The sequence below is a fragment of the Mesorhizobium sp. M6A.T.Ce.TU.002.03.1.1 genome, assembly GCF_003997275.1.
Lineage (GTDB): Bacteria > Pseudomonadota > Alphaproteobacteria > Rhizobiales > Rhizobiaceae > Mesorhizobium > Mesorhizobium mediterraneum.
Genome location: NZ_RZTI01000067.1, coordinates 1 through 22,621, shown reverse-complemented (window position 1 = coordinate 22,621; position 22,621 = coordinate 1). Strand labels below are relative to the sequence as shown.

The 22,621-nt window shown below is 62.6% G+C and carries 23 protein-coding genes and 2 pseudogenes; 20 read left to right on the top strand and 5 right to left on the bottom strand.

The features are described 5' to 3' along the window. Nucleotides 1–257, top strand: a pseudogene (locus EOC93_RS34870) (hypothetical protein); the annotation flags it as partial. Nucleotides 258–321: 64 nt separating this feature from the next. Then, entirely contained in the window at nt 322–1,755 is a 1,434-nt protein-coding gene (der, locus tag EOC93_RS19675) for a ribosome biogenesis GTPase Der (protein ID WP_126103301.1), read from the top strand. A 16-nt stretch (nt 1,756–1,771) separates the two neighbouring features. Here the strand turns inward: der and EOC93_RS19670 are convergent. Beyond that, nucleotides 1,772–2,014 (bottom strand): annotated as a pseudogene (locus EOC93_RS19670) (LysR family transcriptional regulator); the annotation flags it as partial. 427 nt (nt 2,015–2,441) lie between these two features. Between EOC93_RS19670 and EOC93_RS19660 the strand changes: the two are divergent. From EOC93_RS19660 to EOC93_RS19635, 6 genes are all read left to right on the top strand, one after another. Then, the gene (locus EOC93_RS19660; RefSeq protein WP_095483945.1) at nt 2,442–3,623 is read left to right on the top strand and encodes a cell wall hydrolase; all 1,182 of its coding nucleotides are present in this window, start codon (nt 2,442–2,444) and stop codon (nt 3,621–3,623) included. Between the two features lie 242 nt (nt 3,624–3,865). Further along, nucleotides 3,866–4,264, top strand: coding sequence for an AtpZ/AtpI family protein (locus EOC93_RS19655; RefSeq protein WP_127205449.1), 399 nt, complete (start codon nt 3,866–3,868; stop codon nt 4,262–4,264). 71 nt (nt 4,265–4,335) lie between these two features. Next, nucleotides 4,336–5,094: a F0F1 ATP synthase subunit A gene (locus EOC93_RS19650; RefSeq protein ID WP_095483947.1), complete on the top strand. Its 759-nt coding sequence runs from the start codon at nt 4,336–4,338 to the stop codon at nt 5,092–5,094. A gap of 78 nt (nt 5,095–5,172) precedes the next feature. Further along, nucleotides 5,173–5,397 (top strand): F0F1 ATP synthase subunit C, encoded by a 225-nt coding sequence (locus tag EOC93_RS19645; RefSeq protein ID WP_056103679.1) that lies wholly within the window; start codon nt 5,173–5,175, stop codon nt 5,395–5,397. A gap of 76 nt (nt 5,398–5,473) precedes the next feature. Beyond that, entirely contained in the window at nt 5,474–6,073 is a 600-nt protein-coding gene (locus EOC93_RS19640; RefSeq protein ID WP_095483948.1) for a F0F1 ATP synthase subunit B, read from the top strand. 10 nt (nt 6,074–6,083) lie between these two features. After that, the gene (locus tag EOC93_RS19635; protein ID WP_127205448.1) at nt 6,084–6,575 is read left to right on the top strand and encodes a F0F1 ATP synthase subunit B; all 492 of its coding nucleotides are present in this window, start codon (nt 6,084–6,086) and stop codon (nt 6,573–6,575) included. Between the two features lie 239 nt (nt 6,576–6,814). Here the strand turns inward: EOC93_RS19635 and EOC93_RS19630 are convergent, their stop codons facing one another. Continuing rightward, nucleotides 6,815–7,510, bottom strand: a complete 696-nt coding sequence (locus tag EOC93_RS19630) for a ribonuclease HII (protein WP_127205447.1) — start codon at nt 7,508–7,510, stop codon at nt 6,815–6,817. Nucleotides 7,511–7,668: 158 nt separating this feature from the next. Continuing rightward, nucleotides 7,669–8,823 (bottom strand): PA0069 family radical SAM protein, encoded by a 1,155-nt coding sequence (locus tag EOC93_RS19625; protein WP_127205446.1) that lies wholly within the window; start codon nt 8,821–8,823, stop codon nt 7,669–7,671. Nucleotides 8,824–8,973: 150 nt separating this feature from the next. Between EOC93_RS19625 and EOC93_RS19620 the strand changes: the two genes are divergently transcribed. The 12 genes from EOC93_RS19620 to EOC93_RS19565 all read left to right on the top strand — a co-directional run bounded on the left by EOC93_RS19620 (nt 8,974) and on the right by EOC93_RS19565 (nt 21,036). Next, nucleotides 8,974–9,480, top strand: a complete 507-nt coding sequence (locus tag EOC93_RS19620) for a glycosyltransferase (RefSeq protein WP_127205458.1) — start codon at nt 8,974–8,976, stop codon at nt 9,478–9,480. Nucleotides 9,481–9,645: 165 nt separating this feature from the next. Further along, nucleotides 9,646–10,581: a cyclase family protein gene (locus tag EOC93_RS19615; RefSeq protein ID WP_127205445.1), complete on the top strand. Its 936-nt coding sequence runs from the start codon at nt 9,646–9,648 to the stop codon at nt 10,579–10,581. Nucleotides 10,582–10,719: 138 nt separating this feature from the next. After that, nucleotides 10,720–11,547, top strand: a complete 828-nt coding sequence (locus tag EOC93_RS19610) for an MBL fold metallo-hydrolase (protein ID WP_127205444.1) — start codon at nt 10,720–10,722, stop codon at nt 11,545–11,547. Nucleotides 11,548–11,731: 184 nt separating this feature from the next. Then, nucleotides 11,732–12,514 carry a GntR family transcriptional regulator gene (locus EOC93_RS19605; RefSeq protein ID WP_127205457.1) on the top strand — a complete coding sequence of 261 codons (783 nt, stop codon included), beginning with the start codon at nt 11,732–11,734 and terminating at the stop codon, nt 12,512–12,514. A gap of 146 nt (nt 12,515–12,660) precedes the next feature. Next, nucleotides 12,661–14,154, top strand: a complete 1,494-nt coding sequence (locus EOC93_RS19600) for an FGGY-family carbohydrate kinase (protein ID WP_127205443.1) — start codon at nt 12,661–12,663, stop codon at nt 14,152–14,154. A 66-nt stretch (nt 14,155–14,220) separates the two neighbouring features. Beyond that, complete coding sequence (locus tag EOC93_RS19595; protein ID WP_126103290.1) at nt 14,221–14,967, top strand: GntR family transcriptional regulator; 747 nt, start codon at nt 14,221–14,223, stop codon at nt 14,965–14,967. Beyond that, nucleotides 14,964–15,701 carry an SIS domain-containing protein gene (locus EOC93_RS19590; RefSeq protein WP_095483958.1) on the top strand — a complete coding sequence of 246 codons (738 nt, stop codon included), beginning with the start codon at nt 14,964–14,966 and terminating at the stop codon, nt 15,699–15,701. Before EOC93_RS19595 ends, EOC93_RS19590 begins: the two co-directional genes overlap by 4 nt. A 64-nt stretch (nt 15,702–15,765) precedes the next feature. Beyond that, on the top strand, nt 15,766–17,052 hold the full coding sequence (locus EOC93_RS19585; protein ID WP_127205442.1) for an ABC transporter substrate-binding protein: 1,287 nt from the start codon (nt 15,766–15,768) through the stop codon (nt 17,050–17,052). A 21-nt stretch (nt 17,053–17,073) separates the two neighbouring features. Further along, the gene (locus EOC93_RS19580) at nt 17,074–17,946 is read left to right on the top strand and encodes a sugar ABC transporter permease (RefSeq protein WP_095483959.1); all 873 of its coding nucleotides are present in this window, start codon (nt 17,074–17,076) and stop codon (nt 17,944–17,946) included. Beyond that, entirely contained in the window at nt 17,943–18,770 is an 828-nt protein-coding gene (locus tag EOC93_RS19575; protein WP_127205441.1) for a carbohydrate ABC transporter permease, read from the top strand. The genes EOC93_RS19580 and EOC93_RS19575 overlap by 4 nt, the downstream gene beginning before the upstream one ends. A gap of 16 nt (nt 18,771–18,786) precedes the next feature. Next, entirely contained in the window at nt 18,787–19,866 is a 1,080-nt protein-coding gene (ugpC, locus tag EOC93_RS19570; RefSeq protein WP_127205440.1) for a sn-glycerol-3-phosphate ABC transporter ATP-binding protein UgpC, read from the top strand. A 195-nt stretch (nt 19,867–20,061) separates the two neighbouring features. Continuing rightward, entirely contained in the window at nt 20,062–21,036 is a 975-nt protein-coding gene (locus tag EOC93_RS19565; RefSeq protein ID WP_127205439.1) for a hypothetical protein, read from the top strand. Nucleotides 21,037–21,089: 53 nt separating this feature from the next. Here EOC93_RS19565 and moaB read toward each other — a convergent pair whose 3' ends face one another. Together moaB and EOC93_RS19555 are read right to left on the bottom strand one after the other, a co-directional pair. Continuing rightward, on the bottom strand, nt 21,090–21,647 hold the full coding sequence (gene moaB, locus EOC93_RS19560; protein ID WP_095483963.1) for a molybdenum cofactor biosynthesis protein B: 558 nt from the start codon (nt 21,645–21,647) through the stop codon (nt 21,090–21,092). Continuing rightward, the gene (locus EOC93_RS19555) at nt 21,634–22,536 is read right to left on the bottom strand and encodes a 4-(cytidine 5'-diphospho)-2-C-methyl-D-erythritol kinase (protein WP_095483964.1); all 903 of its coding nucleotides are present in this window, start codon (nt 22,534–22,536) and stop codon (nt 21,634–21,636) included. The genes moaB and EOC93_RS19555 overlap by 14 nt, the downstream gene beginning before the upstream one ends. Between the last annotated feature and the right edge of the window lie 85 nt (nt 22,537–22,621).

Genomic DNA, 22,621 nt, shown 5'->3' with positions numbered 1-22,621 from the left:
GTGCAGCACTGCTGCTCGTTGACCACGGTTCCTTCGCCGATGTCTCCAGCCGCGTCGAGGCTCTCACCGCCGATACCAACACGCTGCGCCATACGGCGCGCGAGGCGCTCGGCCTTGCCGCCTGGAAGGAAGGCAAGGCGACGGACGCACTGAAACTGTTCGATCAGATCGCCTCGGATGACGGCGCCCCGCGCAACGCGCGCGAGCGGGCGACGTTGATGTCCGAGTTGATCCGCGGGTCGGGCAGCGCGTCGTAGTGCATGTTGCCCAAAAGTGCGCAGCGGTTTTGGGGTCAACGACATGCACAATAGGTAGAGTCCGATGACATTCAAAGTCGCCATCATCGGCCGGCCTAACGTCGGCAAATCGACCCTTTTCAACCGTCTGGTGGGAAGGAAGCTGGCGCTTGTCGACGACACGCCGGGGGTCACCCGCGACCGTCGCGTCCATGCCGCCAAGCTCTACGATCTGCATTTCGACGTCATCGACACCGCCGGCTTTGAGGATGCTGCTGCTTCGACGCTGCCGGGCCGCATGCGCGCCCAGACCGAGATCGCCATACGCGAAGCCGACCTGATCTTTTTCACGATCGATGCCAAGTCCGGGCTGATGCCTGACGACAAGACCTTCGCCGAGATCGTGCGCAAGTCCGGCAAGCCGGTTGTCGTCGTCGCCAACAAGGCCGAGGCGCGCGGCGCTCAGGGCGGCATGCTGGAGGCCTGGGAACTCGGCCTTGGCGAGCCGATCCCGGTCTCGGCCGAACACGGCCAGGGCCTGCCCGATTTGCGCGATGCGGTGATCGCAGCGCTTGGCGAGGCGCGCGCCTTCGGCGAAGAAGAAGGGGATGCGGACGAGGAGACCGCCGCCAGCGAGGTGCTGATCGGCGAGGACATCACCGATCCGGATGCCGAGCCGAGCTATGACGATACCAAGCCGATGCGCATCGCCGTCGTCGGCCGCCCGAACGCCGGCAAGTCGACGCTGATCAACGCGCTGATCGGCGAGGAGCGGCTCTTGACCGGGCCGGAAGCTGGCATCACCCGTGATTCCATCTCCGTCGACTGGGACTGGCATGGCCGTCGCCTGAAACTGTTCGACACCGCCGGCATGCGCCGCAAGGCCAGGATCCACGAAAAGCTGGAAGTCATGTCGGTGCAGGACGGCTTGCGCGCCATCCGCTTTGCCGAGATCGTCATCATCGTGCTCGACGCCACCATTCCCTTCGAGAAGCAGGATCTGCAGATTGCCGACCTGATCATCCGCGAGGGCCGCGCGCCGGTGATCGCCTTCAACAAATGGGACATGATCGACCACCCCCAGGAACTCCTGGCGGAACTGCGCGAGAAGACCGAGCGGCTGTTGCCGCAGGCGCGGGGCATGCAGGCAGTGCCGGTCTCGGCCGAGACTGGGCGCGGCCTCGACAAGTTGATGGATGCCGTCATCAAGACGCACAGAGTGTGGAACAGCCGCGTCTCGACCGGCAAGCTCAACCGTTGGCTGGAAGGCATCCTGGCGCATCATCCGCCGCCCGCCGTGGCGGGGCGTCGGCTGAAGATCAAATATGTCACGCAGGCCAAGACGCGCCCGCCGGGCTTCGTCGTCTCCTGCTCACGGCCGGACGCGATGCCGCAATCCTATGTCCGCTATCTCTCGAACAGCCTGCGCGAAGCCTTCGACATGCCAGGCGTGCCGATCCGCATCGCCTTGCGCACCTCGGAAAATCCGTTCGCCAGCAGGGCGAAGAAACGCCGCTGAGCGTTTCTGCGGCCCTTTAAGCAGCGCTCCGCAGGCCGGCACGCGCTTGCGCGTTTTCGGGCAGCGATTCCAGCGCCGCCTGCAGCAGGATGTCGGCAAGGCGCGCCGCCACCGGGTCCGGCTCGGCCTCCTTGCGATGCAGGAACAGCGCCATCTCAGGCAGTGCGGGCAGCCCCAAAACCTCCGGCGTCATTGCCCTGACAGTGGACGGCAGACCGATATCGGTGCGGATCGTCAGTCCCAACCCGGCGGCGACCGCCGGCGCAGACCCGCTGGAACGGCGCTCGGCCTCGCCAACAGCCTCGTCTTCATCGCCTTCTTCCTGGTGCCGATCGCCATTCCGGGGCTTCTCGTCTTCTGGTCGTGGGCGGGCGTCTGGCTGGCTGCGGCTTTTTGCGCACTGATCGCCGGGCCGATCTTTCTTCGGCCCGAACATGGCCGCACAAGCGCCTGACTTCGGATCGACAGGGAAGGTCGACAGGGAAAACACGATCCAACCTGTTAACGCACCATCAAGGTTAATGCATCATTGTGCCTCTCCAGTGGGGTCAGTTGCGTTTCTGGAGAGTTCCGTGCATCGACGTGTTTTGAAGCGGCTTGTCGCTGTCGCCGGTGAGAAGAAACGTTCACTCCTGTCTCCGTCCATTATTGGTCTGTGCAGTCGGGTCGGCTTTCCGAAGATCCCCATGCGCCGACGTGTCTCGACGCCGGTTGCCGCCGTCGGTGAGAAAAGACGTTCACTCCTGTCTCCTCTGGTCATCGGGCTTGGCATCTGGGTCGGTTTTCCCAATGTCATTGCCTACCAGGACATGACGAGCCTGGTTTCCGGCCTCAAGGCGCCGAACGCCCGCTGGAACGCCTATGTCGAGAAATCCGTCGCCGGATCGGTCCATGCCGCCGAAATGCCTTTCCTCGATTCCGACAGCACCGGCTCGATCTCGGGTTCCGGCGTCCAGTTGCCCGGCATCGGCGCTGTGTCGTTTCGCGGCAAGGGCAGCGTAGCCAGCACGACGCCCGACGAGGACCGCGTCGTGCGAGCCGCTAAGAAGGGCCGCATCATCATGGTCTCGCCGGTCGCGCCGCCGAAGAATTTCAACGCCGGCTCGATTTTCAAACGCACTTCCTCTCTTCTTCGCCCAAGCATGGACAGCAGCCTGAAGATGGCTTTCGCCAAGCCAGAGATCAAAGGCAAGGAGATCCAGATTGCCGCCGCGTTCCACGCGCGCGTCGACAAGAAACCGGATCCCGGCGTGCCGGCCATGCTTGCCGCACTGGTCAACAACGATCACCCCGACGTCCTGGCGACGGCCTACGCCTCGGCCGCGCCCGACTATGCGCAGGCGTCGCCCTTCGAGGCCTTGCTGCAGGACGAGAAGCCCAACGATGGCCGCTTCATTCCGCCGGTGGCCAAGGGCGATCATTCGTGGATGCAAACGCCGCTGCCGGCGAGCGTCTTCTCCAAGCCGGAACAGACTTGCCTCGCCAACGGCATCTATTTCGAGGCGCGCGGCGAATCCGTGCGCGGCCAGGCCGCCGTCGCCCAGGTCATCCTCAATCGCGTTCGCAATCCGGCCTATCCGAACTCGATCTGCGGCGTCGTCTACCAGAACGACAAATGGTTCAACCGTTGCCAGTTTTCCTTCGCTTGCGACGGCAGGAAGAAGCGCATCCAGAGCCCCGCCCACTACAAGACTGCGCAGGATGTCGCCATGGCGGTCACTGCCGGCAAGATCTTCATCCCGGAAGTGGGATCATCGACCCATTACTACGCCAACTACGTCAACCCGGGTTGGGCGCGAACGATGAAAAAAATGACCAAGATCGGCCTGCACATCTTCTACCGCACCTATGGCGGCGGCTGGAGCTGAGCGCTCCGGCAAGGCCCCCGGCGCGGCCGATCGAAGACCCATCGCCGGAGGGATTCGGTCGCGGCATGCCAACAACGGTATCGGGCACGATGTCGCACCCTAGCAAATCATTGATTTCAATAGGGAAAATACTTGAGGCTGAAGTTCCGCCCGTGGCTTGACGGGCGCGGACCCTCTAACTATGTTGCCGGCGACTTAAGAGCGGACGGACGGTGACGATCTGACCGGGCAAGGGGGTTGCGATGGCCGACGAGAATGGGCCAGACGGAACCGGAGAAACCGGCCGCGGCAAACAGCGTCAAGCCGACATCCGCGACGACGATCTTGAGCGCCGCCGGCGCGACCTTGAAGCATCGCTTGCGACAAGGCGGCCGAACCGGCTCGAGGGGAAAGACGACGCGAAAGCGGGCAGTGCGGCCGGATATGGCCAGGCGCTCAAGCTGTCCAGCGAGTTCATCGCCGGGATAGTGGTTGGCGCAGGTCTCGGCTGGATCATCGACCGTGTGGCGGGGACATCGCCATGGGGTCTGATCGTTTTTTTGCTGCTGGGTTTTGGCGCCGGCGTGCTCAACGTCCTGCGTTCTGCGGGGCTTATGGCGGAATTCGGACAAGGCGACAAAACGCGCGATCCGAAAGAATGAACTTGAGGCGCCGCTTGCCGGCGCAATGAACAGGACACTCAAGCCGCGTGCGGCTTCGATGGGGAATTAAAGTGGCTGCTGACAAGGTCGATCCGATCCACCAGTTCCATATCAACAAGCTGATTCCGATCGAGATCGGCGGCTACGACCTGTCCTTCACCAATTCGGCTCTTTTCATGGTCGCGACCGTCGCCGTTGCGTCGGCGTTCCTCTATCTCACCACCTCGAGCCGCAGCCTCGTTCCCGGCCGTCTTCAGTCGGTCTCGGAAATGGCCTACGAATTCGTCGGCAACATGCTGAGGGATGCAGCCGGAACGCAGGGCATGAAGTTCTTCCCCCTCGTGTTTTCGCTGTTCATGTTCGTGCTCGTTGCCAATCTGCTCGGTCTTTTCCCGTATTTCTTCACCGTCACCAGCCACATCATCGTCACCTTCGGCCTCGCTGCGCTGGTGATCGGAACGGTCGTCGTCTACGGCTTCATGAAGCACGGCCTTGGTTTCCTGAAATTGTTCGTGCCGCATGGCGTGCCGGTCTACCTGCTGCCGCTGGTGGTGCTGATCGAGGTGATTTCCTTCGTCTCGCGCCCGGTCAGCCTCTCGGTTCGTCTGTTCGCGAATATGCTGGCCGGCCACATCACGCTGAAGGTGTTCTCGGGCTTCGTGGTGAGCTTGAGCGCGCTCGGCACGCTTGGCATTGCCGGATCGGTCCTGCCGCTGGCGATGGCCGTGGCGCTGACGGCGCTGGAACTGCTGGTCGCGTTCCTGCAGGCCTATGTCTTTGCCGTGCTGACCTGCATGTATCTGAACGACGCCCTGCACCCCGGGCACTGACCCAGGCTGGCCAAGAGTTTCTGGCATTGCTGCCGGATGGAATTGCAACGGAATTTTAGATCCAAAGGAGTTGAACAAATGGAAGCAGAAGCAGCAAAGTACATCGGCGCCGGCATCGCATGCCTCGGCATGGGTGGCGCCGGTATTGGCCTTGGCAACATCTTCGGCAGCTATCTGGCGGGCGCGCTGCGCAACCCGTCGGCCGCGGATGGCCAGTTCGGCCGCCTGATCTTCGGCTTCGCCGTGACGGAAGCGCTGGGCATTTTCTCCCTTCTCATCGCGCTTCTGGCTCTGTTCGGCTGAGCCCCTGTTCGGCTAACATTGGGAATTGGACGGGCCGGCCGCAATCAGCGGCGGGCCTGATATCAGGGAATAGTCCATGTTCGTGACATCTGCCTTTGCGCAAGAGTCCGCGCCCGCCGTCGAAGGCGGCCATACCGGCACGGAAGGCGAAACGCATTCCGGCACCGGCGTGCCTGCCGAGGCGCACGGCATGTTCCCGCCATTCGATCCGGCGACATTCCCGTCGCAGCTTCTGTGGCTGGCGATCACCTTTGGGCTGTTCTATCTGTTCCTCAAGAAGGTGGTGATGCCGCGTGTCGGCGGCATCATCGATGTCCGCAACGACCGCATCACCCAGGACCTCGACCATGCCGCCAGGCTGAAGGGCGAGGCCGATGCCGCCGTTGCCGCCTATGAGCAGGAACTGGCGGAAGCCAAGACCAAGGCCAATGCGATCGGGCAGCAGGCCAACGATGCCGCCAAGATGGAAGCCGAGGCCGCCCGCAAGAAGGTCGAGGCTGCCCTCGACAAAAAACTTGGCGAGGCCGAGGCCCGCATTTCGTCCATCAAGGCCAATGCCATGAAGGAAGTCGGCACGATCGCCGAGGACACTGCTTCGGCCATCGTCGAGGCGCTTGTCGGCGGCAAGGCCAGTAAGGCCGAGATCGCGGCAGCCGTCAAATCCGTGGCCCGGTGAGGAGCGCATCATGGACCCCACATCACTCGCGACACTTTGGGCCACCGTTGCCCTCGTCATTTTCCTGGCCATTGCCGTCTACATCAAGGTGCCGGGGCTGATCGCAAAGGCGCTCGATGCCCGCGCCGACAAGATCAGCAACGAGCTTGAGGACGCACGTCGGCTGCGCGAGGAGGCCCAGCAGCTGCTCGGCCAATACCAGCGCAAGCGCAAGGAAGCCGAGCAGGAGGCCGCCGACATCGTCGCCGCCGCCAAGCGCGAGGCCGACATGCTAGCCGCCGAGGCGCACCAGAAGACCGAGGACTATGTCGCCCGGCGCACCGCGCTTGCCGAATTGAAGATCGGTCAGGCCGAGCGCGAGGCGATCGGTGAGGTGCGCGCCAGTGCCGTCGATATCGCCGTCGAAGCCGCACGCACGCTGCTCGCCGGCAAGATCGACGCCAAGGCCGGCGCCGACCTGTTCAAGGCCTCGCTTCAGGATGTTAAGTCTAAGCTGAATTAAGCGATTTCATCGAGAAGTTCATCGAAAGCCGCCTGGGAAACCTAGCGGCTTTTTTTGTGCGGGCGGGCGAGCGCGTAATCTCCCTCCTTGAGGGGGAGATGGCCGGCAGGCCAGAGGGGGTAGCCGCGCGTGAAGCGCCAGCCTTCTCTTCGCCCCAGATGGCGTCGCGCCAGCTGAAGCGACCCCCTCTGTCGCCTTCGGCGACATCTCCCCCTCAAGGGGGGAGATTTGGCGCTGCCTCAATCCAGGCCGGCAAGGCCCTCTTCGTCGAGCACTTCGGTGCCGCCAAGCCGGAACGGTGCGAAGGACGCGCGGTGCAGCCGCGACACCGGTCCATGCACCTCGATCGCCGTTCGGTGGCGGACGGTGGCATAGCCCATATGAGCCTCGAAACCGTAATGCGCGTGATGGCTGCCGCAGCCGCACATCATGCGGTCGCGCATCACCTTGGCGACGATCGAGGCGGCAGCGATCGACTGCGAGCGCTGGTCGCCCTTGATCAGCGCTCTGCCTTCGCATGGCAGCCCGAGCGGCACGTCGCGGCCGTCGGCCAGGGCCAGTTTTGGCCGCACCGAGAGCCCGACCAATGCGCGACGCATCGCCTCGAGGCTGGCCTTGAGAATATTGCTGCCATCGATGCCTTCCGCGCTGACCGAAGCCATCGACACGCCAAGAGCGGAGCCGAGGATTTTCAGGAACAGCGCCTCGCGCTGCAGATGGCTGAGGCGCTTGGAATCATCGAGACCGTCGGGAATGTTGGCGGGATCGAGCACCACCGCTGCCGCGACGACCGGCCCGGCGAGCGGGCCGCGGCCGGCCTCGTCCATTCCCGCCACCGGCCACAGGCCTTCGGCCATCGCCTTCGTCTCGAAGGAGAAATCGGGTCTCTCGACGATTTCGAAGAGAAGCGGAGAATCAGAGCGCGCGCGAGCCATGTTGCGGCGAGGTTCGCATTGGCTCCGATTCTCCGCAAGTCCCTCCGGGTCCGGCGGGGCACCGGACTCGGAGGGCACCGTCTGCAAGCCCGGGGACAAGACAGGCCGGACGGGATCTTTTTTCCATGTGCCGCCGGCAATGGCGGCACATGATGATTTCAAAGCAGCATCAGTTGCTCGGTTGCCTTGGCCGCGACGACGAACTGATCGGTCCTGAGCGACCGCCGCTCGGCGTTGAGGCCAAGCCTTTTGGCGGCGATCTCGAAGCGCCGGCCGATCTGCCAGGCATAGGGGCCGGCGCCCTTCATGCGCTTGCCCCAATCTGAATCGTAATCCTTGCCGTCGCGCATCGAGCGGATCAGCGACATGACGTGGCGGTAGCGGTCCGGATAATGGCGCAGCAGCCAATCCTTGAAGATCGGCGCGACTTCCAGCGGCAGGCGCAGCACGACATAGCCGGCCTCGCGCGCTCCCGCTGCACATGCCGAATCGAGGATGCGTTCCATCTCCTGATCGGTCAGGCCGGGGATGATCGGAGCGACCATGACCGAGGTCGGAATGCCCGCATCCGAAAGCTGCCTGATCGCCTCCAGCCGCTTGGTCGGCGTCGACGCGCGTGGCTCCATCGTGCGCGCCAGCATGCGGTCGAGCGTCGTCACCGACAGCGCCACCTTGGCCAGCCCGCGTTCGGCCATGCGCGACAGAATGTCGATGTCGCGCGTCACCAGCGCGGATTTGGTGACGATGCCGACCGGGTGGCCGCGCGCCTCCAGCACTTCGAGGATCTCGCGCATGATCCGGTACTGCTTCTCGATCGGTTGGTAGGGATCGGTGTTGGTGCCGATGGCAATGGTGCGCGGCTGATAGCCGTCCTTCGACAGTTCCTTGTCGAGCAGCCGCGCCGCATCCGGCTTGGCGAACAGCTTCGATTCGAAATCCAGCCCCGGCGACAGGCCCATGAAGCTGTGCGTCGGCCGGGCAAAGCAATAGACGCAGCCATGCTCGCAGCCGCGATAGGGGTTGATCGAGCGGTCGAAGGAAATGTCGGGCGATTCGTTACGGGTGATGATGGTGCGCGGCTTCTCGACCTGCACCTCGGTCTTGAAGGGCGGCAGCTCCTCCAGCGAATTCCAGCCATCGTCGAACACATGCCGGCTGACCGGTTCGAACCGACCGGACGGGTTGATGCCGGCGGACCGGCCGCGATTGCGCTCCGGACGGATACGGACGCCACTCTGCTCGATCATTGCATTGGCCATCTCGGCTCTTCCAGCCCCGAAGGCAGCAATGTCGGCACGTACGATCTGTTCCATTTTCGCCCTCTCCCAGGGACTGTCAGCAGGCTGTCGAATCGCTCTGTTCATGAAAATAATCCTATTTTGCCGATGAGAACAAATCAAGAACTTTTTATGATGCGACGCAAAAACTGGCGCTGCCGCCGGCTTTCCGATATTCGGCTAACGATGCTCAGCGTTCTCATCCAGACCTTGAATGACGAAGAGAGACTTGCCCGCACGCTCGCCTCGCTGATCGGCGGCGCGGTCGAGGGCGTGGTGCGCGACGTCATCGTCTGCGACGCCGGCTCGGCCGATCAGACGCACCGCGTTGCCGACCATGCCGGCTGCCTTTTTGTGGCGAGCGGCGGCGTTGCTGCCGGTATCCGGCAGGCAAAGGGCGACTGGCTGCTGCTGCTGGAGCCAGGCGCGCGGCTGGCGGAAGGCTGGATCGACGAGGTCGCTGCCCATACAGCCAGGCAAACCATGCCGGCACGATTCTCGCGGGCGCGCGGCAGCCGCGTGCCGTTCCTGTCGCGGGTCTTTTCGGGAAACCGGGCACTGGCCGAAGGGCTGGTGATCAGTAAGCGTCAGGCCGCGGCCTTGTCGAAAAACGCCCGCAGCGCCGAAGCCATCGCACGCGGTCTTGCGACCAAGAGGCTCGACGCCGAGATCTGGGTGGCGCCGGCGAAGTGAGGGGCCTTCCTCTGCCGTAGCTTGCTGGGTTAGGCGGCGCGCAGGCTGTGGGCGGAAAGCGGCTTGGTGGAGGCCCTATTGCAGCGACCCTCCTGGGAGGAATGCATATGCTTGTCGTCCTGCAAGAAACTCGCGATACTTGGCAACATTTCGGGGAGATTGCAGATGAATGTATCTAAATTCGTTCGTATCGCCTTGCTGGCAGCAGCTTGGTCAGTGCCGGCGATCGCGTCGGCGCAGGAGTCGTCCCTTTGGTCAGTTTATGAGAACACGCTCAAATCGGCCAAGTACATCGATCTGACCCATGCCTTCGAGCCGGTGCAGCCTGTATGGCCGGGCTTCGCCAATGCCAAGTTCAAACCGACTGTCGCAGGTCGGGATATCGAGGGCTACGTCAAGGCTGGCGAAGAGTTCACTTACGACAAGCATGGGTTCGTCGCGACCGCCTACGAGCTGACGACGGACCAATATGGCACGCAGCTCGATCCGCCCTCCCACTGGAACCCACTCGGTGCAACGATCAGCGACCTGCCGGCCACTTATGCCGTGCGGCCGCTCGTCGTGATCGACATCAGCGGCAAGGTGCAGACTGACGAAGGCTATCACCTCCAGGTCGCCGACGTCGAAGAGTGGGAAAAGGAGCACGGCCGCATACCGGAGGGTTCGGTCGTCTTCGTGCGTTCGGATTGGTACAAGAAATGGTCCGATGCCGCCCGCTTCAACCAGAAGCCGTTTCCAGGCGTCAGTTTGGACGCGCTGAAGTTCCTGCATCTGGAGCGGAAGATTCTGTTTCATGGCCATGAGCCGCTCGACACCGACACCACGCCCAATCTCGAAGGCGAACATTGGCTGCTTCACAATGATTTCACCCAGGCAGAAGGCGTTGCAAACCTCGACAAAGTGCCAGAGGCCGGGGCGTTGGTTACAATCGGCTTTGCCAAGCCGCTCGGCGGGTCGGGCGGGTATGCGCGTTACATTGCCATTGCACCCGCCGACTGGACGGAGGGCGTTTCGGTCACCGAGGCGCCGGGTGTGCCGCTTTCTCGGCAAAACGCGCCGCTCAAGCGCGACGAGAACGGCGTCTTCCGTCCGACGCCCTGATCGCTGGCGATATCAGCAGGCCGGCGAGACGACTAGCCCCTCCGGCGCTCGCGAAAACGTGACTGTCCCGACGATAGCTATCATAATCGCCAGCGCTATCGTGGCATGAGCGCGCCGGTCCTGCCACGGGAGACAGCCATGCTCCGCCTATCTGCCGCAGTTCTGCTGACCCTGGCATTCTGGCCGCTTACCGCTTCGGCCCAGGAACAGCCGCCGCCGTCGAGATGCGTTGCGATCGCGCAAGCGCTGCCGTCGGCCACCTATGCCAGCTTCACGGCGCCCAAGGCGCAGACGCCTCTGCTGGCCGAGGCCTTCGTCGACGGCGAGGTTACGATCACCTATGCCGGCCATTCGACCTACATCATCGAGACACCCGCCGGCGTCAGGATCGCCACCGATTTTTCCGGCGTCTACGGCGGTGACCCGCTGCCGCGTGTGGTGACCATGAACAAGGCCCACCGCACCCATTATTCGGACTATGTGGATCCCGGCATCGAATATGTGTTGCGCGGTTGGAATCCGGACGGCGGTCCGGCGCGCCACGCTCTTGTCGTGGATGACGTCTACATCCGCAACGTGCCGACGGATATCCGCAATGGCGGCGATCTCGGCAAGGACGGCAACTCCATCTTCATCTTCGAAGTGGCGGGGCTCTGCATCGGCCATCTCGGCCATCTGCACCACCGGCTGGAGGACGCGCATTATGGCGCCATTGGCCGGCTCGACGTCCTTATGGTGCCTATCGACGGCGGCATGACGCTGTCGCTCGACCGGATGACCGAAATCACCGCGCGGCTCTATTCATCGATGATCCTGCCGATGCATCGCCATTCGACCCCGATCAGTGAGTTCACAGGTAGGATGGGTGACGATTTCGCGGTGGAATTCCTCTCCGGCCGGTCGCTGACGGTCTCGCTGAAGACGCTGCCCGACCGGCCGACGATCATCATCCTCGAAGGGGTCTGATCGCTTCGTCCCGGTCTTCTCCGCCGTGCGCAACCTCTTCTTTCCACTCGCTCAAAACACTCGCTGTCGTTCGGCTTCAGGGGGCAGAGTTAGCTGCCCTCCACTCTGCGGGCCGATAGGACTAACGAGGGCAGCTTCCGGACGTGCTACTCTGGTTGTTGCGGTCATCGCGAAAATTGGTATCATGTTGGTATTATCGCTATGGGTCCCAGGCGTGACATTCCTCGAATTTTTCGCTGCTGCGCAGAGCAATGGAAGTGATGCGCCGGTCTATAGGCGCCTGCAGGCAGCCCTAGTCGACGCGATCGCCTCGGGCACCTTGAAACCGGGCGCCGTTCTTCCGCCCGAACGTGAGCTTGCCCTTGAACTTGGCATTTCGCGGGTTACCGTGCGTAGAGCGATGGCTGAACTTGTCCGCCAAGGTCTGATTATCCAGCGACATGGCAGCGGAACATATGTTTCGGGGACGCGCGAGCGCGTCGTGCAAAGCTTGAGCCGACTTTATTCCTTCTCCGAAGACATGACCTCGCGCGGACGGACGCCAGGCACGCTGTGGCTGGAGCGCGACCTTAGCGTGGCGAATGCCGACGAGGCGCGCCGGCTCGAAATGCCCAATGGCGGGTCTGTCGTTCGGATGTGCCGGCTGCGGCTGGCGGATAAAGAGCCCATTGCGTTGGAAACCTCATTGATTCCGGCTGCTATCCTGCCCGACCCGAAGCAGATCGAAGACTCCCTCTACCGGACATTGCGCGATCTTGGTCATGTTCCAGTCAAGGCCGTTCAGCGTTTCTCGGCGATCAACCTCGACGAAAAGAGCGCCCGCCTTCTCAACGCACCGACGGGCGCTGCAGCGCTCGACATCTACCGGATAACCCGGAGGGAGGATGGCGTCGTCGTTGAATCCAGTCGGTCGATTTTTCGCGGCGACGCCTACGATTTCGTTGCTGAGCTCGGGCTGGGCAGATGAAATATGGTAGCTGCCAGGCGATCCCGGCGCCATCAGCAAACTCTTTCGTGAGACAAGTGCGCACTGATGTCCGGCCACGATTGAATCGGAACCGCGGCGGCCGTGGAGCAGCCAGCATTGCGTGCCATCAGAGATAAGACCAATTCATGACCAGTTATTTCCTTGGCATCGACGCGGGCTCGTCCGTAACCAAAGTCGCGGTGTTCGACGAAAATGGCCAACAGCTCGGCATGGGATTTCGTCGCATCCGTCTGCAAAGACCCTATCCAGGTTGGTCGGAACTCGATCCCACCCTTGCATGGAGCGCGGTAAGCGAGGCGATCCGTGCTGCTCTCGCCAACGCCGGTATCGTGGGAAACGATATTGCCGCCGTGGGTCTGTCGGCGGCCATGGTAGGGGCATGGCTGGTCGATTATACCGGCAGTGCCTTGCGTCCCGGTATCGTTTGGGAAGACAGCCGGGCGCAGGATTTGCTGGAACGGCGGGCGGCCGACGTGCCGGATTTCTATCAAAGGGTCTTCCAATCCGATGGTTGCGTATTGCAGCAGGGGTGCACGTTGCCGCTACTTGCTTGGCTGCGAACATATGAGCCAGATGTGCTGGACAGGGCGGCACATGTTTTCGGCTATAAGGATTTCCTGCGCCTGAAGCTGACCGGACGGGTAGCCGCCGATCGGACGGAAGCTGCAGTGGCGCCAGGCAGCGCGCGGCAGCGCGACCACAGCCCCGAAATGCTTGCATTGTTCGACGTCGCCGACCTGGCGCACAAGCTGCCGCCAGCAGCAGATTCCGAAACCATAGGCGGCTTCGTCACGGCCACGGCAGCAACTGCTACCGGCCTGAGGGAAGGCACGCCGGTGGCGATCGGCGCTGGCGATGTCCCGGCGACGGTCATTGGCGCCAGTGCACTCGAAAGCGGGATGGCGATGGCCGTTCTCGGTACGACCTGCATGGTCGGCATCGTCTCCGATCAGCCCGTGTTCACGCCACCCAATTTGGGCCTGCTTTTTACCCTGCCCGGCGAGAACTGGTTTCGCGCGATGGTCAACGTGGCCGGCACGCTCAACCTTGACTGGGCTATCGAAACGCTGTTGCCCGACCTAGCCGGGGAACCCGATCTCTACGCGCAGATGGAGGCGATGATCGCCCCGCTACCTATCGGCAATGAGGGCGTGACCTATTTGCCATATCTCAGCGAGAGCGGCATCATTGCGCCGGTGGTTGACCACGAGGCGCGTGCCGGTTTTTACGGTCTCGCACCCCGACACGGGCGGCCTCACATGATCCGGGCCGTCTATGAGGGCGTGACGCTGGCGATGCGCGATCTGTACCAAGGTCTGGAAGGCACCGGCGACAAAATCCTGCTGACCGGCGGCGGAGCGCGCAGCCTGATGTGGACCCAAATGATCGCCGACGCGCTCGGCATCACTGTTCTCGTCCCGGCCGGGACCGAATTTGGTGCCAGGGGAGCAGCTCTCCTCGCGGCGACAGCCATTGGACGGTTCGGTTCGATCCGCGAAGCGTCGAAGGCGACCCGGCAGATACAGCGCCGCCATGAGCCGGACGGTTCCGTGAAGCCGGCCTGGGACCGCGCCTTCGCTAATTATCGCGCCCGCCGCGACAGCAGCTTGCGCAGATAGCCGGAAAAGCTCTACAAAGTTGTTTCAGGTGGTACATACCACGAGAAATTCTGGTTTAACCTGTCCATGCCTTCAATCGTCGCCGCAGATCATGTGCCGCTTTATCAACGCATCGCGAGTTCGTTCGCGGCGCAGATAGCATCCGGTGCGCTGAAGGTCGGCGAAAGATTGCCGTCGGAGCGGCAGATGGCCGAGGAGCTCGGCGCGAGCCGAATGACGGCTCGCCAGGCGCTTAAGCTTCTCGAACGGCGCGGCTTGGTGGAGACGCGTACCGGCCGAGGCGCCTTTGTCGCCCATCCGCGCATCGAACAGCAGCTCAGTACTCTGAGCGGTTTTACCGAGGAGATGCATCGCGGCGGCCGCTTGGCTTCCAGCATCGTGCTGGATGCAGGCGTCGGCGCGGCGGATCGGGAAGCGGCGGCGGCGCTTGGCATTGCAGAGCATGCGCCGGTCCATCGCTTGGTTCGTGTGCGTCTGGCGGATGCCGAACCCGTTGGCCTCGAGCGCACCGAAATCCCGGCGGCGCTGGCGCCGAAACTGCTGGAACGCGCGGATTTCAGCACGGATTCGCTCTATCGCGTGCTGCGAGAGGACTATGGCCTCTACCCGAGCGAAGCCGAGCAGAAGCTCTGGTCCGCGCATCCGGATGCGGCCAGTGCTGCCTCACTTGGTATTTCGCTGCAGAGTCCGGTTCTCTTTCTCACCCGCCGCACGCTCGACGCGACGGGCCGTCCGATCGAATACGTCCGGGCGGTCTATCGCGGCGACTGCTTCGTGATGCGCGTCAATCTGACGCTCGGAACAGACACATGACCAAGACGCCGACTGCCGCCGCTTATTTAGCCGACCTCACTACTCGTATCGGTCGTCTATACGACGACAATGCCGAAGCGATCGCGCTCGCCGCCGCCGCCGTCGAGCGCACGGCCAAGGCTGACGGGCTGGTCTATGTTTTTGGCACCGGCCATAGCCACACCATGGCCGAAGAGGCGCACTACCGGGCCGGTGGGCTGGCGCTGACCGTGCCGATCCTCGCCGCTACGACCATGGTGCATGAAGGTGCGGTCGCGGGCACTGTATTCGAGCGAATGTCGGGCATCGTCGCGCCCATATTCGCCCGCTATCCGATCGGGCCAAACGATGTGCTGATCGTCGTGTCCAACAGCGGCGTCAATACGGCCACCGTGGAGGCTGCGTTGATCGGCAAGACAATCGGAGCGACCGTTGTCGCGATCACCTCGGAAGCCTATTCGAAGGTTGCTGCCCAAGGGCGGACGCGGCTCGCCGACGTCGCCGACATCGTCCTTGACAATGGTGCGCCTCCTGGCGACGCCACCATCAACCTGCCGGGGAGCAAATTGCGTGTCGGCCCGGTGTCAACTTCGATTGGGGCAGCGCTGATGAACGCCGTGTTCGTCGAAGCAGCTGCGCGTCTGCAGTCGGCTGGTGGCGCCGCACCCATTTATCTCAGCGCCAATATGCCGGGCGCCAAGGAGGTCAACGAGGCGCTGGTTGATCGTTATCGACCGCGCAATCCGCATCTTTGAGAATTCCAGGACACAGGGATTCCGGACTCAACGGGAGTCTCGGAGCAACGGGAGGAATATGATGATGAGCCCTACGAGATTTCTGACGATCGCCGGCTTCGCCGCTACACTTCTTGCCGGCACCGCCTATGCCGAGCCGGTCGACCTGACGGTCTGGCATATGGAGCAGCCGCCGCACCGCGTGCAGCGCATGAAGGAACTGCTCGACGAATTCAACGCCGCCCATCCCGACATCCAGGTCAAGCAGGAGCCGCAAAGCTGGGGTGAGGTCTACGCTAAGGCGCCGGCGGCCTTCGCCGCCGGAAACGGTCCGGACCTTCTCTTTACCATTCCCGATTTCACAACAGTCCTGAAAGGCATCGATGTGGTCGTGCCGGTCGACGATCTGGTCAAGGACCTCGACAGCAAGCATGGCTTCGTCGAGGCGACGCTCGCGCCCTATAAATACGACGACCATGTTTGGGCCGTGCCGGCCTACAACATGGCGATCTCGCTATGGTACCGCAACAGCGTGCTGAAAGCGGCAGGCGTCGAGGTGCCGAAGACCTGGAGCGAGTGGCAGGCTGCCGCCGAGAAGCTCAGCACCGATGGCAAATCCGGCATCGGTCTTCCGGCCAACAAACAGCTCTATACGGACCAAACCGTCTATAGCTTCATGGTCAACAGCGGCGCCGGCGATCTCTACAATGACGACGGCTCGATTGCTTTCGACAAGCCGGAAACCGTCAAGGCTTACGATTTCTACAGCAAGCTTGCCAAGTTTTCGCCACCCGACAACAGCACGTGGACATGGGGGGAGGCGGAGGCATGCTTTGCAAACAGCAGCTGCGGCATGATCCTGCAGTTCGGTGTCATCAACACCTACGAAACGCAGGCCGAAGGTGACGCCGCCGATCTCGGCGTGGCGCCCGTTCCGCATGCCGACGAGCAGAGCGCGTCGGCGACCATCTCCTATTCGAACGCCATCATGCTGACGACAAAGGATGAGGCGAAGCAGAAAGCCGCCAAGGTGTTTCTCACATGGTTGCTTGAACCTGCAAATTACGGTCGCTTTCTCACAATGGAGCCAGGCCTGTTCCTGCCGGTGACTAATGACGGCGCCAAGGCGGAATCGTTCTGGAGCGACAAGACCGTGACTAAATACAAGTCCCAGGTCGAAACCATGATTGCCAATTCGCAAAACGGCAAGCTCTTCGGCTTCACCACCGGCAAGGTGTTTCCGTCGATCGGCGCCATCTCGGCTCAGAATGTGATCGCCGAGACCTTGCAGCGCGTTGTTGTCGACGGTCAGAGCGCCGCCGATGCCGTCAAGGCCGGGCAGGCGCGGATGTCCGAAATCGCCACCAAATAGCGGGCAAGCCGGGGAACGCTCATGAAGAACACGACGCTCGCTTTTGCGTTCGTTTCGCCGGCGCTCCTCTTCCTGCTGGCGGTTCTCGGCTGGCCGCTCGTTCAAGCCGCCATCCTGAGCTTTCAGGATGTCGGCGTGATCGGCTCTGAAGGCCACTTCATTGGGCTCGGCAACTATGCGACGATCCTCGGCGGCGCCGGCTTCTGGCGGGCGCTTGGCCGCAGTGTCGTCTGGGTGCTGTCCAACGCGGTGGTGCAGACTTTGTTGGCGCTGGCAGCGGCGCTTATCCTCAATCAGAAATTTCCCGGCGTCCGGATCGCACGCACCTGGATAATTCTCACATGGATTGTGCCGACCGTGGTCGTTGTCATCATCTGGCGGTGGTTGCTTTCCTCGTCGGGCGGCATGATCAACCCTCTTTTGATCCAGGCCGGCGTGATCGAGCGTCCGGTTGGTTTCTTCGCCACGCGCGAAGGCGCCATGACCACGCTGATAATGATCAATTCCTGGCGCTGGTTTCCATTCACCACACTGATGATGCTGGCTGGCCTGACGCGCATTCCGGGCGATCTCTACGAGGCGGCGCGGATTGATGGCGCTGGCACGTTCCAGCGTTTCAAGCGCATCACCTGGCCGTTGCTGCAACCGACATTGATGGTGCTCGGCGTCGTCGGCACGCTTCTGTCCTTCAACGTCTTCGATGTGATCTGGCTGCTCACCGCGGGTGGTCCATCCGGCGCCACCCAGACATTGCCTGTGCTCATCTATGAAACCGCCTTCAAGGGCTATCGTTTGAGCGAAGCTGCGACGATTTCCGTTCTCACCAGCATCCTCCTGATGGGATTTGCCTTTTTGACGACGCGAGCCATGACGGCGGCGGAGGCGGATCGATGAGGCGCACTTTCGGCCAGTCGCTTTCGCTCTATGGCGGCGTTTTGGTCATTGTTCTTGCAATCGGTCTGCCGTTCTGGTGGGTGTTGACCGGCTCCATCAAATTGCCGAAGGAAATCATCCAGCGTGTGCCCACGATGGTGCCGCACAGCTTTACCCTTCAACATTTCGAAAAGCTCCTGCAGGCTTCGGATTTCCCGATTTATCTACTCAACAGCATGGTTGTGGCGCTGTTTTCCACGGCCTTCACGGTGTTGCTCGCCTTGCCTGCCGCCTATGCCTTTTTTCGCATGGAGTTTCCGGGCCGCAACGCGCTCTACAAGACGATACTGCTCGCTTACGCTTTCCCTGGCGTGGTGGTGCTGATCCCGCTCTACGGCCTGTTCGCGAAGGTCGGGCTGATCGACAGCCCCGTGGCGCTGGTTATCGTCAACGTTGCCTTCGCATTGCCGTTCTCGATCTGGATGATGCGTTCATTCCTGGCGACCGTTCCGCGCGAGATCGAGGAGGCGGCGGTCGTCGATGGAGCACCCACCACCACCATTCTGATCAGAATCCTGATGCCGCTGATTGCGCCGGGCATCGCCAGCGTCGCTATCTTCGCGTTCATCTCGTCCTGGACGGAGTTCCTGTTCGCCTCGGTATTGATCGTGTCGGATGCCAGGCGCACCATTCCGGTCGGCTTTGCCGGCATTATCGGCCAGTATCAGATCGACTGGGGCCTCCTGCTTGCCGGCGCCACGGCAGCCATCATTCCGGTCGTCGCACTCTTCGCCCTTGTCGGCCGCTGGTTCGTCTCCGGCCTTACCGATGGCGCCGTGAAATAGGCTCGAGGGAAGAACTATGGCGGGTCTATCACTTCAGTCGGTCAAGAAGCGCTTTGGCGAAACGGAGGTTATCGGCGGTGTCGATCTTGACGTCGCCGATGGTGAGTTTGTCGTCTTTGTCGGCCCCTCCGGCTGCGGCAAATCAACGCTTCTGCGTATGATCGCCGGGCTGGAAAGAACGTCCGACGGGCGTATCCTGATTGGCGGGCGCGACGTCACCGACGAGGATCCAGCCAAGCGCGGTATAGCCATGGTATTCCAGACCTATGCGCTCTATCCGCACATGTCTGTGGCAACCAACATGGGATTTCCGTTGGAGATGGCCCGGCGCCCCAAGGAAGAGATCGACCGTAAGGTGGCGGAGGCGGCGAAGATACTGCACCTGGAGGCCTATCTCGAGCGTAAGCCACGCGAGCTTTCCGGCGGCCAACGCCAACGCGTTGCCATCGGCCGCGCGATTGTGCGCCAGCCGGGCGTCTTCCTGTTCGATGAGCCTCTGTCGAACCTCGATGCTGAACTGCGCGTTCAGATGCGCATCGAGATCGCTCGGCTGCATCAGGAACTCGGCACGACCATGATCTATGTCACGCACGACCAGATCGAGGCAATGACGCTGGCCAGCCGTATCGTCGTGCTGCGCGCCGGTCGCATCGAGCAGGTCGGCGCCCCACTGGAGCTTTATGAGAATCCCGACAACAGTTTCGTGGCAGGCTTCATCGGCTCACCACGGATGAATTTCGTCCCGGCCACGGTCATGGCTGTCGAAGACGGACGGGCTGTGGTCACGGCGCCGGAGGCCGGCCTCGTCGGCATGGCCGTTGCCACACGCAGCGCGCCGCCGAAACTGGGAACATCTGTGAGCCTCGGCATTCGCCCGGAGCATTTCGTGCCCGCCAAAGGCGCGACTGGGGCGCTTTCTGGCAAGATCTCCCTTGTCGAGCGCCTGGGCGGCGTCACCTACGGCCATGCTTTGCTCGCTAGCGGCTCGATGATCACCGTTGAAAGCCGTGACGCGGATCGTTTCGAAATCGGCAAAACGGAAATCTTCGGGTTCCAACGCGCGTTTCTGTTCGGCGCCGACGGCGTTCGATTGTAAGTGTCGGCTCTGGGTGAGTTGATGGGGCGAGCATCATTCCCCAGAGAAATTGCGGGGCCTCCCTTTTATTGTGCATTGCACAAAATCAGACCTGGGGTTACCATTCTTCCGTTGTGGGCGGATGGGCTTGGGGTAATGCCGGAGCGGTGAGCGACCGACGCTTTGTCGACGCTGCCCTCATAGCTGAGGATACCGATGACCTTTTCAAGCCCTGACAAGTCTGGTGCTGCAAGCCTCGAGTCGATCGCTCGAAACGGCAGCCTGCTGCGCCGCATTGCCGTGCGGATTCCGACCTATCTGTCGGACCTTCGCGAGAATCCGGCATGGCTGCCGATGTTCATGCTGGCGCGCACCATGCCGGCGCGGCGGTTGCATTGGCGTGGCGCACAACCGGTTCGGCCGGCGCAAAAAGCCCAGGAAACGATGTTCACCAGCGTCGATCGTGATGCGGCGGTGCGCGCGCTCCGCTCGGACGGCCTGTTTTCCGGGCTTGCCCTGCCGTCGTCGATCCACGAAGAGATCGCCAGCTTTGCGCAGCGCACGCCTTGCTTCGGCAATTTCGACCGTCGGCTGGAATTTGTGCCGGCCGAGCATGCCGACGCCGAGAAGCACTTCGGCCGTCCCTTGCTCAGCGGGCACTTTTTCGAGCGGATCCTCGACTGTAATGCTGCGCTTACCGTGCAGCGCGACCCGCTGCTTCTCGACATCGCCGCCCATTATCTCGGCAGCCAGGCGAAGCTGATCACCACGCGCGTCTGGTGGAGCTTTCCGACGAGCTCCGTCTCCGACGCCGAGAAGAACCTGGCGTCGCTTGGCAAATACCACTTCGATCTCGACGATTGGCGGATGCTGAAATTCTTCTTCTATCTCAATCCGGTCGATACCGAGACCGGTCCGCATGTCTATGTCCGCGGCAGCCACAATCGCCGCATCCTCAAACACCAGATGACGCTTCTTGTCGGCCACCCGGCGGAAGAGGTCCTGAACGTCTATGGCGCGCAGAGCCCGATCACGCTGACCGGCGAGGCGGGGTCGGGCTTTGTCGAGGATCCCTTCGGCTTCCACATGGGCACCGTGCCGACGCGCAAACCGCGGCTGATGATGGAAGTCGGCTTCGGCGTTTCGCCGCCCTCGCGGCGGCGGTTCCACGGCGAGCCCGTCATCCGCTGATCTTTGGCGCTCATTTTTGGGAAAGCCCAGTAGCAGCCTTTCCGGAACTTGGCCTAACTTGTCTTGGTGCCGCCGCGCCGCAGATGTTCGTCCAGGCGCGGCATGATCTCGACGAAGTTGCAGGGCATGTGCCGGTAGTCGAGTTGCGGCTTCAAGATGCCGTCCCAGGCGTCCTTGCAGGCGCCGGGCGAGCCCGGCAGCACGAAGACGAAGGTCGCATTGACGACGCCGCCGGTGGCACGGCTCTGGATCGTCGAAGTGCCGATCTTGTCGTAGGAAATGCGGTGGAACACTTCGGAAAAGCCGTCCATGCGCTTTTCGAAGATCGGCTCCAGCGCCTCCGGCGTCACGTCGCGGCCGGTAAAGCCGGTGCCGCCGGTGGTGATGACGACATCGATCGCTTCGTCCTTCGCCCAGCCCAGGACCTTGTCGCGGATTTTCTCGCGGTCGTCGGTGACGATGTCGCGGTCGGCCAGGACATGGCCGGCCTCCACGATGCGGTCGGCCAGCGTCTGGCCGGATTTGTCGTCGGCGAGGCCGCGGGTATCGGAAACGGTCAGCACCGCGATGCGCACGGGAATGAAGGAGCGGCTCTCGTCAATCCTGGCCATGTGCGTCAGTCTCCGATGTCATGCTTCGCGTTGCGGCGACGAACCAGTCGGGATGGCGGCTGCGAATATCGACGGCCGCGCGCTTGGCCACATTGCCGGTCTCGAACAGCCCGAAGCAGGTCGCGCCGGAACCGGACATCCGGGCGAACCCCGCTCCGGCCTTGTTGAGCACCGAAAGCGCCTTGCCGATGGCGGGTTGGATCGCGCGTGCAGCGGGCTCGAGATCGTTGCGCGTGATCTCCAGCCAATTGCGGATGCTGTGGAAGTCGAGGCTGCGCGGCAGCGGCGGCAATCCCTCATTGTCGCGATGGGAAAGCGCGTTGAACACCTCGGCCGTGGAGACGGCGATGCCGGGATTGACGAGGACCAGCCCGAGTGCGGGAAAGCCCGGCACGGCAGACAGCTCGTCACCAACACCGCGCGCGATCAGCGGTTTTGCCGTAAGGCACATGGGAACGTCGGCGCCCAGCGAGAGGCCGATCCGCGCCAGTTCGGCTTCGTCGAGGTCCAGTCTCCACGTCTCAGCCAGCCCGCGCAGCACCGTTGCGGCGTCGCTCGAGCCGCCGCCGACGCCGGATGCGACCGGCAGGTTCTTTTCGAGCCTGATGGCGACCGGCGGCGCATGTTGGAGACCGGCCCGCTGCCGCAGCGCGTCGCGCGCTTTGACGACCAGATTGCTGTCGTCGAGCGGGACCGCGGAGGCGTGTCGGCCCGACACGGAAAACCCGTCGCTGTCGGCGAGCTCGATCTCGACCCTGTCGCCGAAGCGCGTGAACACCGCCAGGGTCTCGATCATGTGATAGCCGTCGGCGCGCCTGCCGGTGACGTGCAGCGCGAGATTTATCTTGGCATGCGCATGCAATGCCCGGACGGTGATGCCGGAATCCACTGTGTCGGTCGCGAGCGGGATGATGTCAGTCCTTGGCCAGACGGTATTCGCCGGTCTTCGGGTCCTTGACCAGCGTGCCCATTGA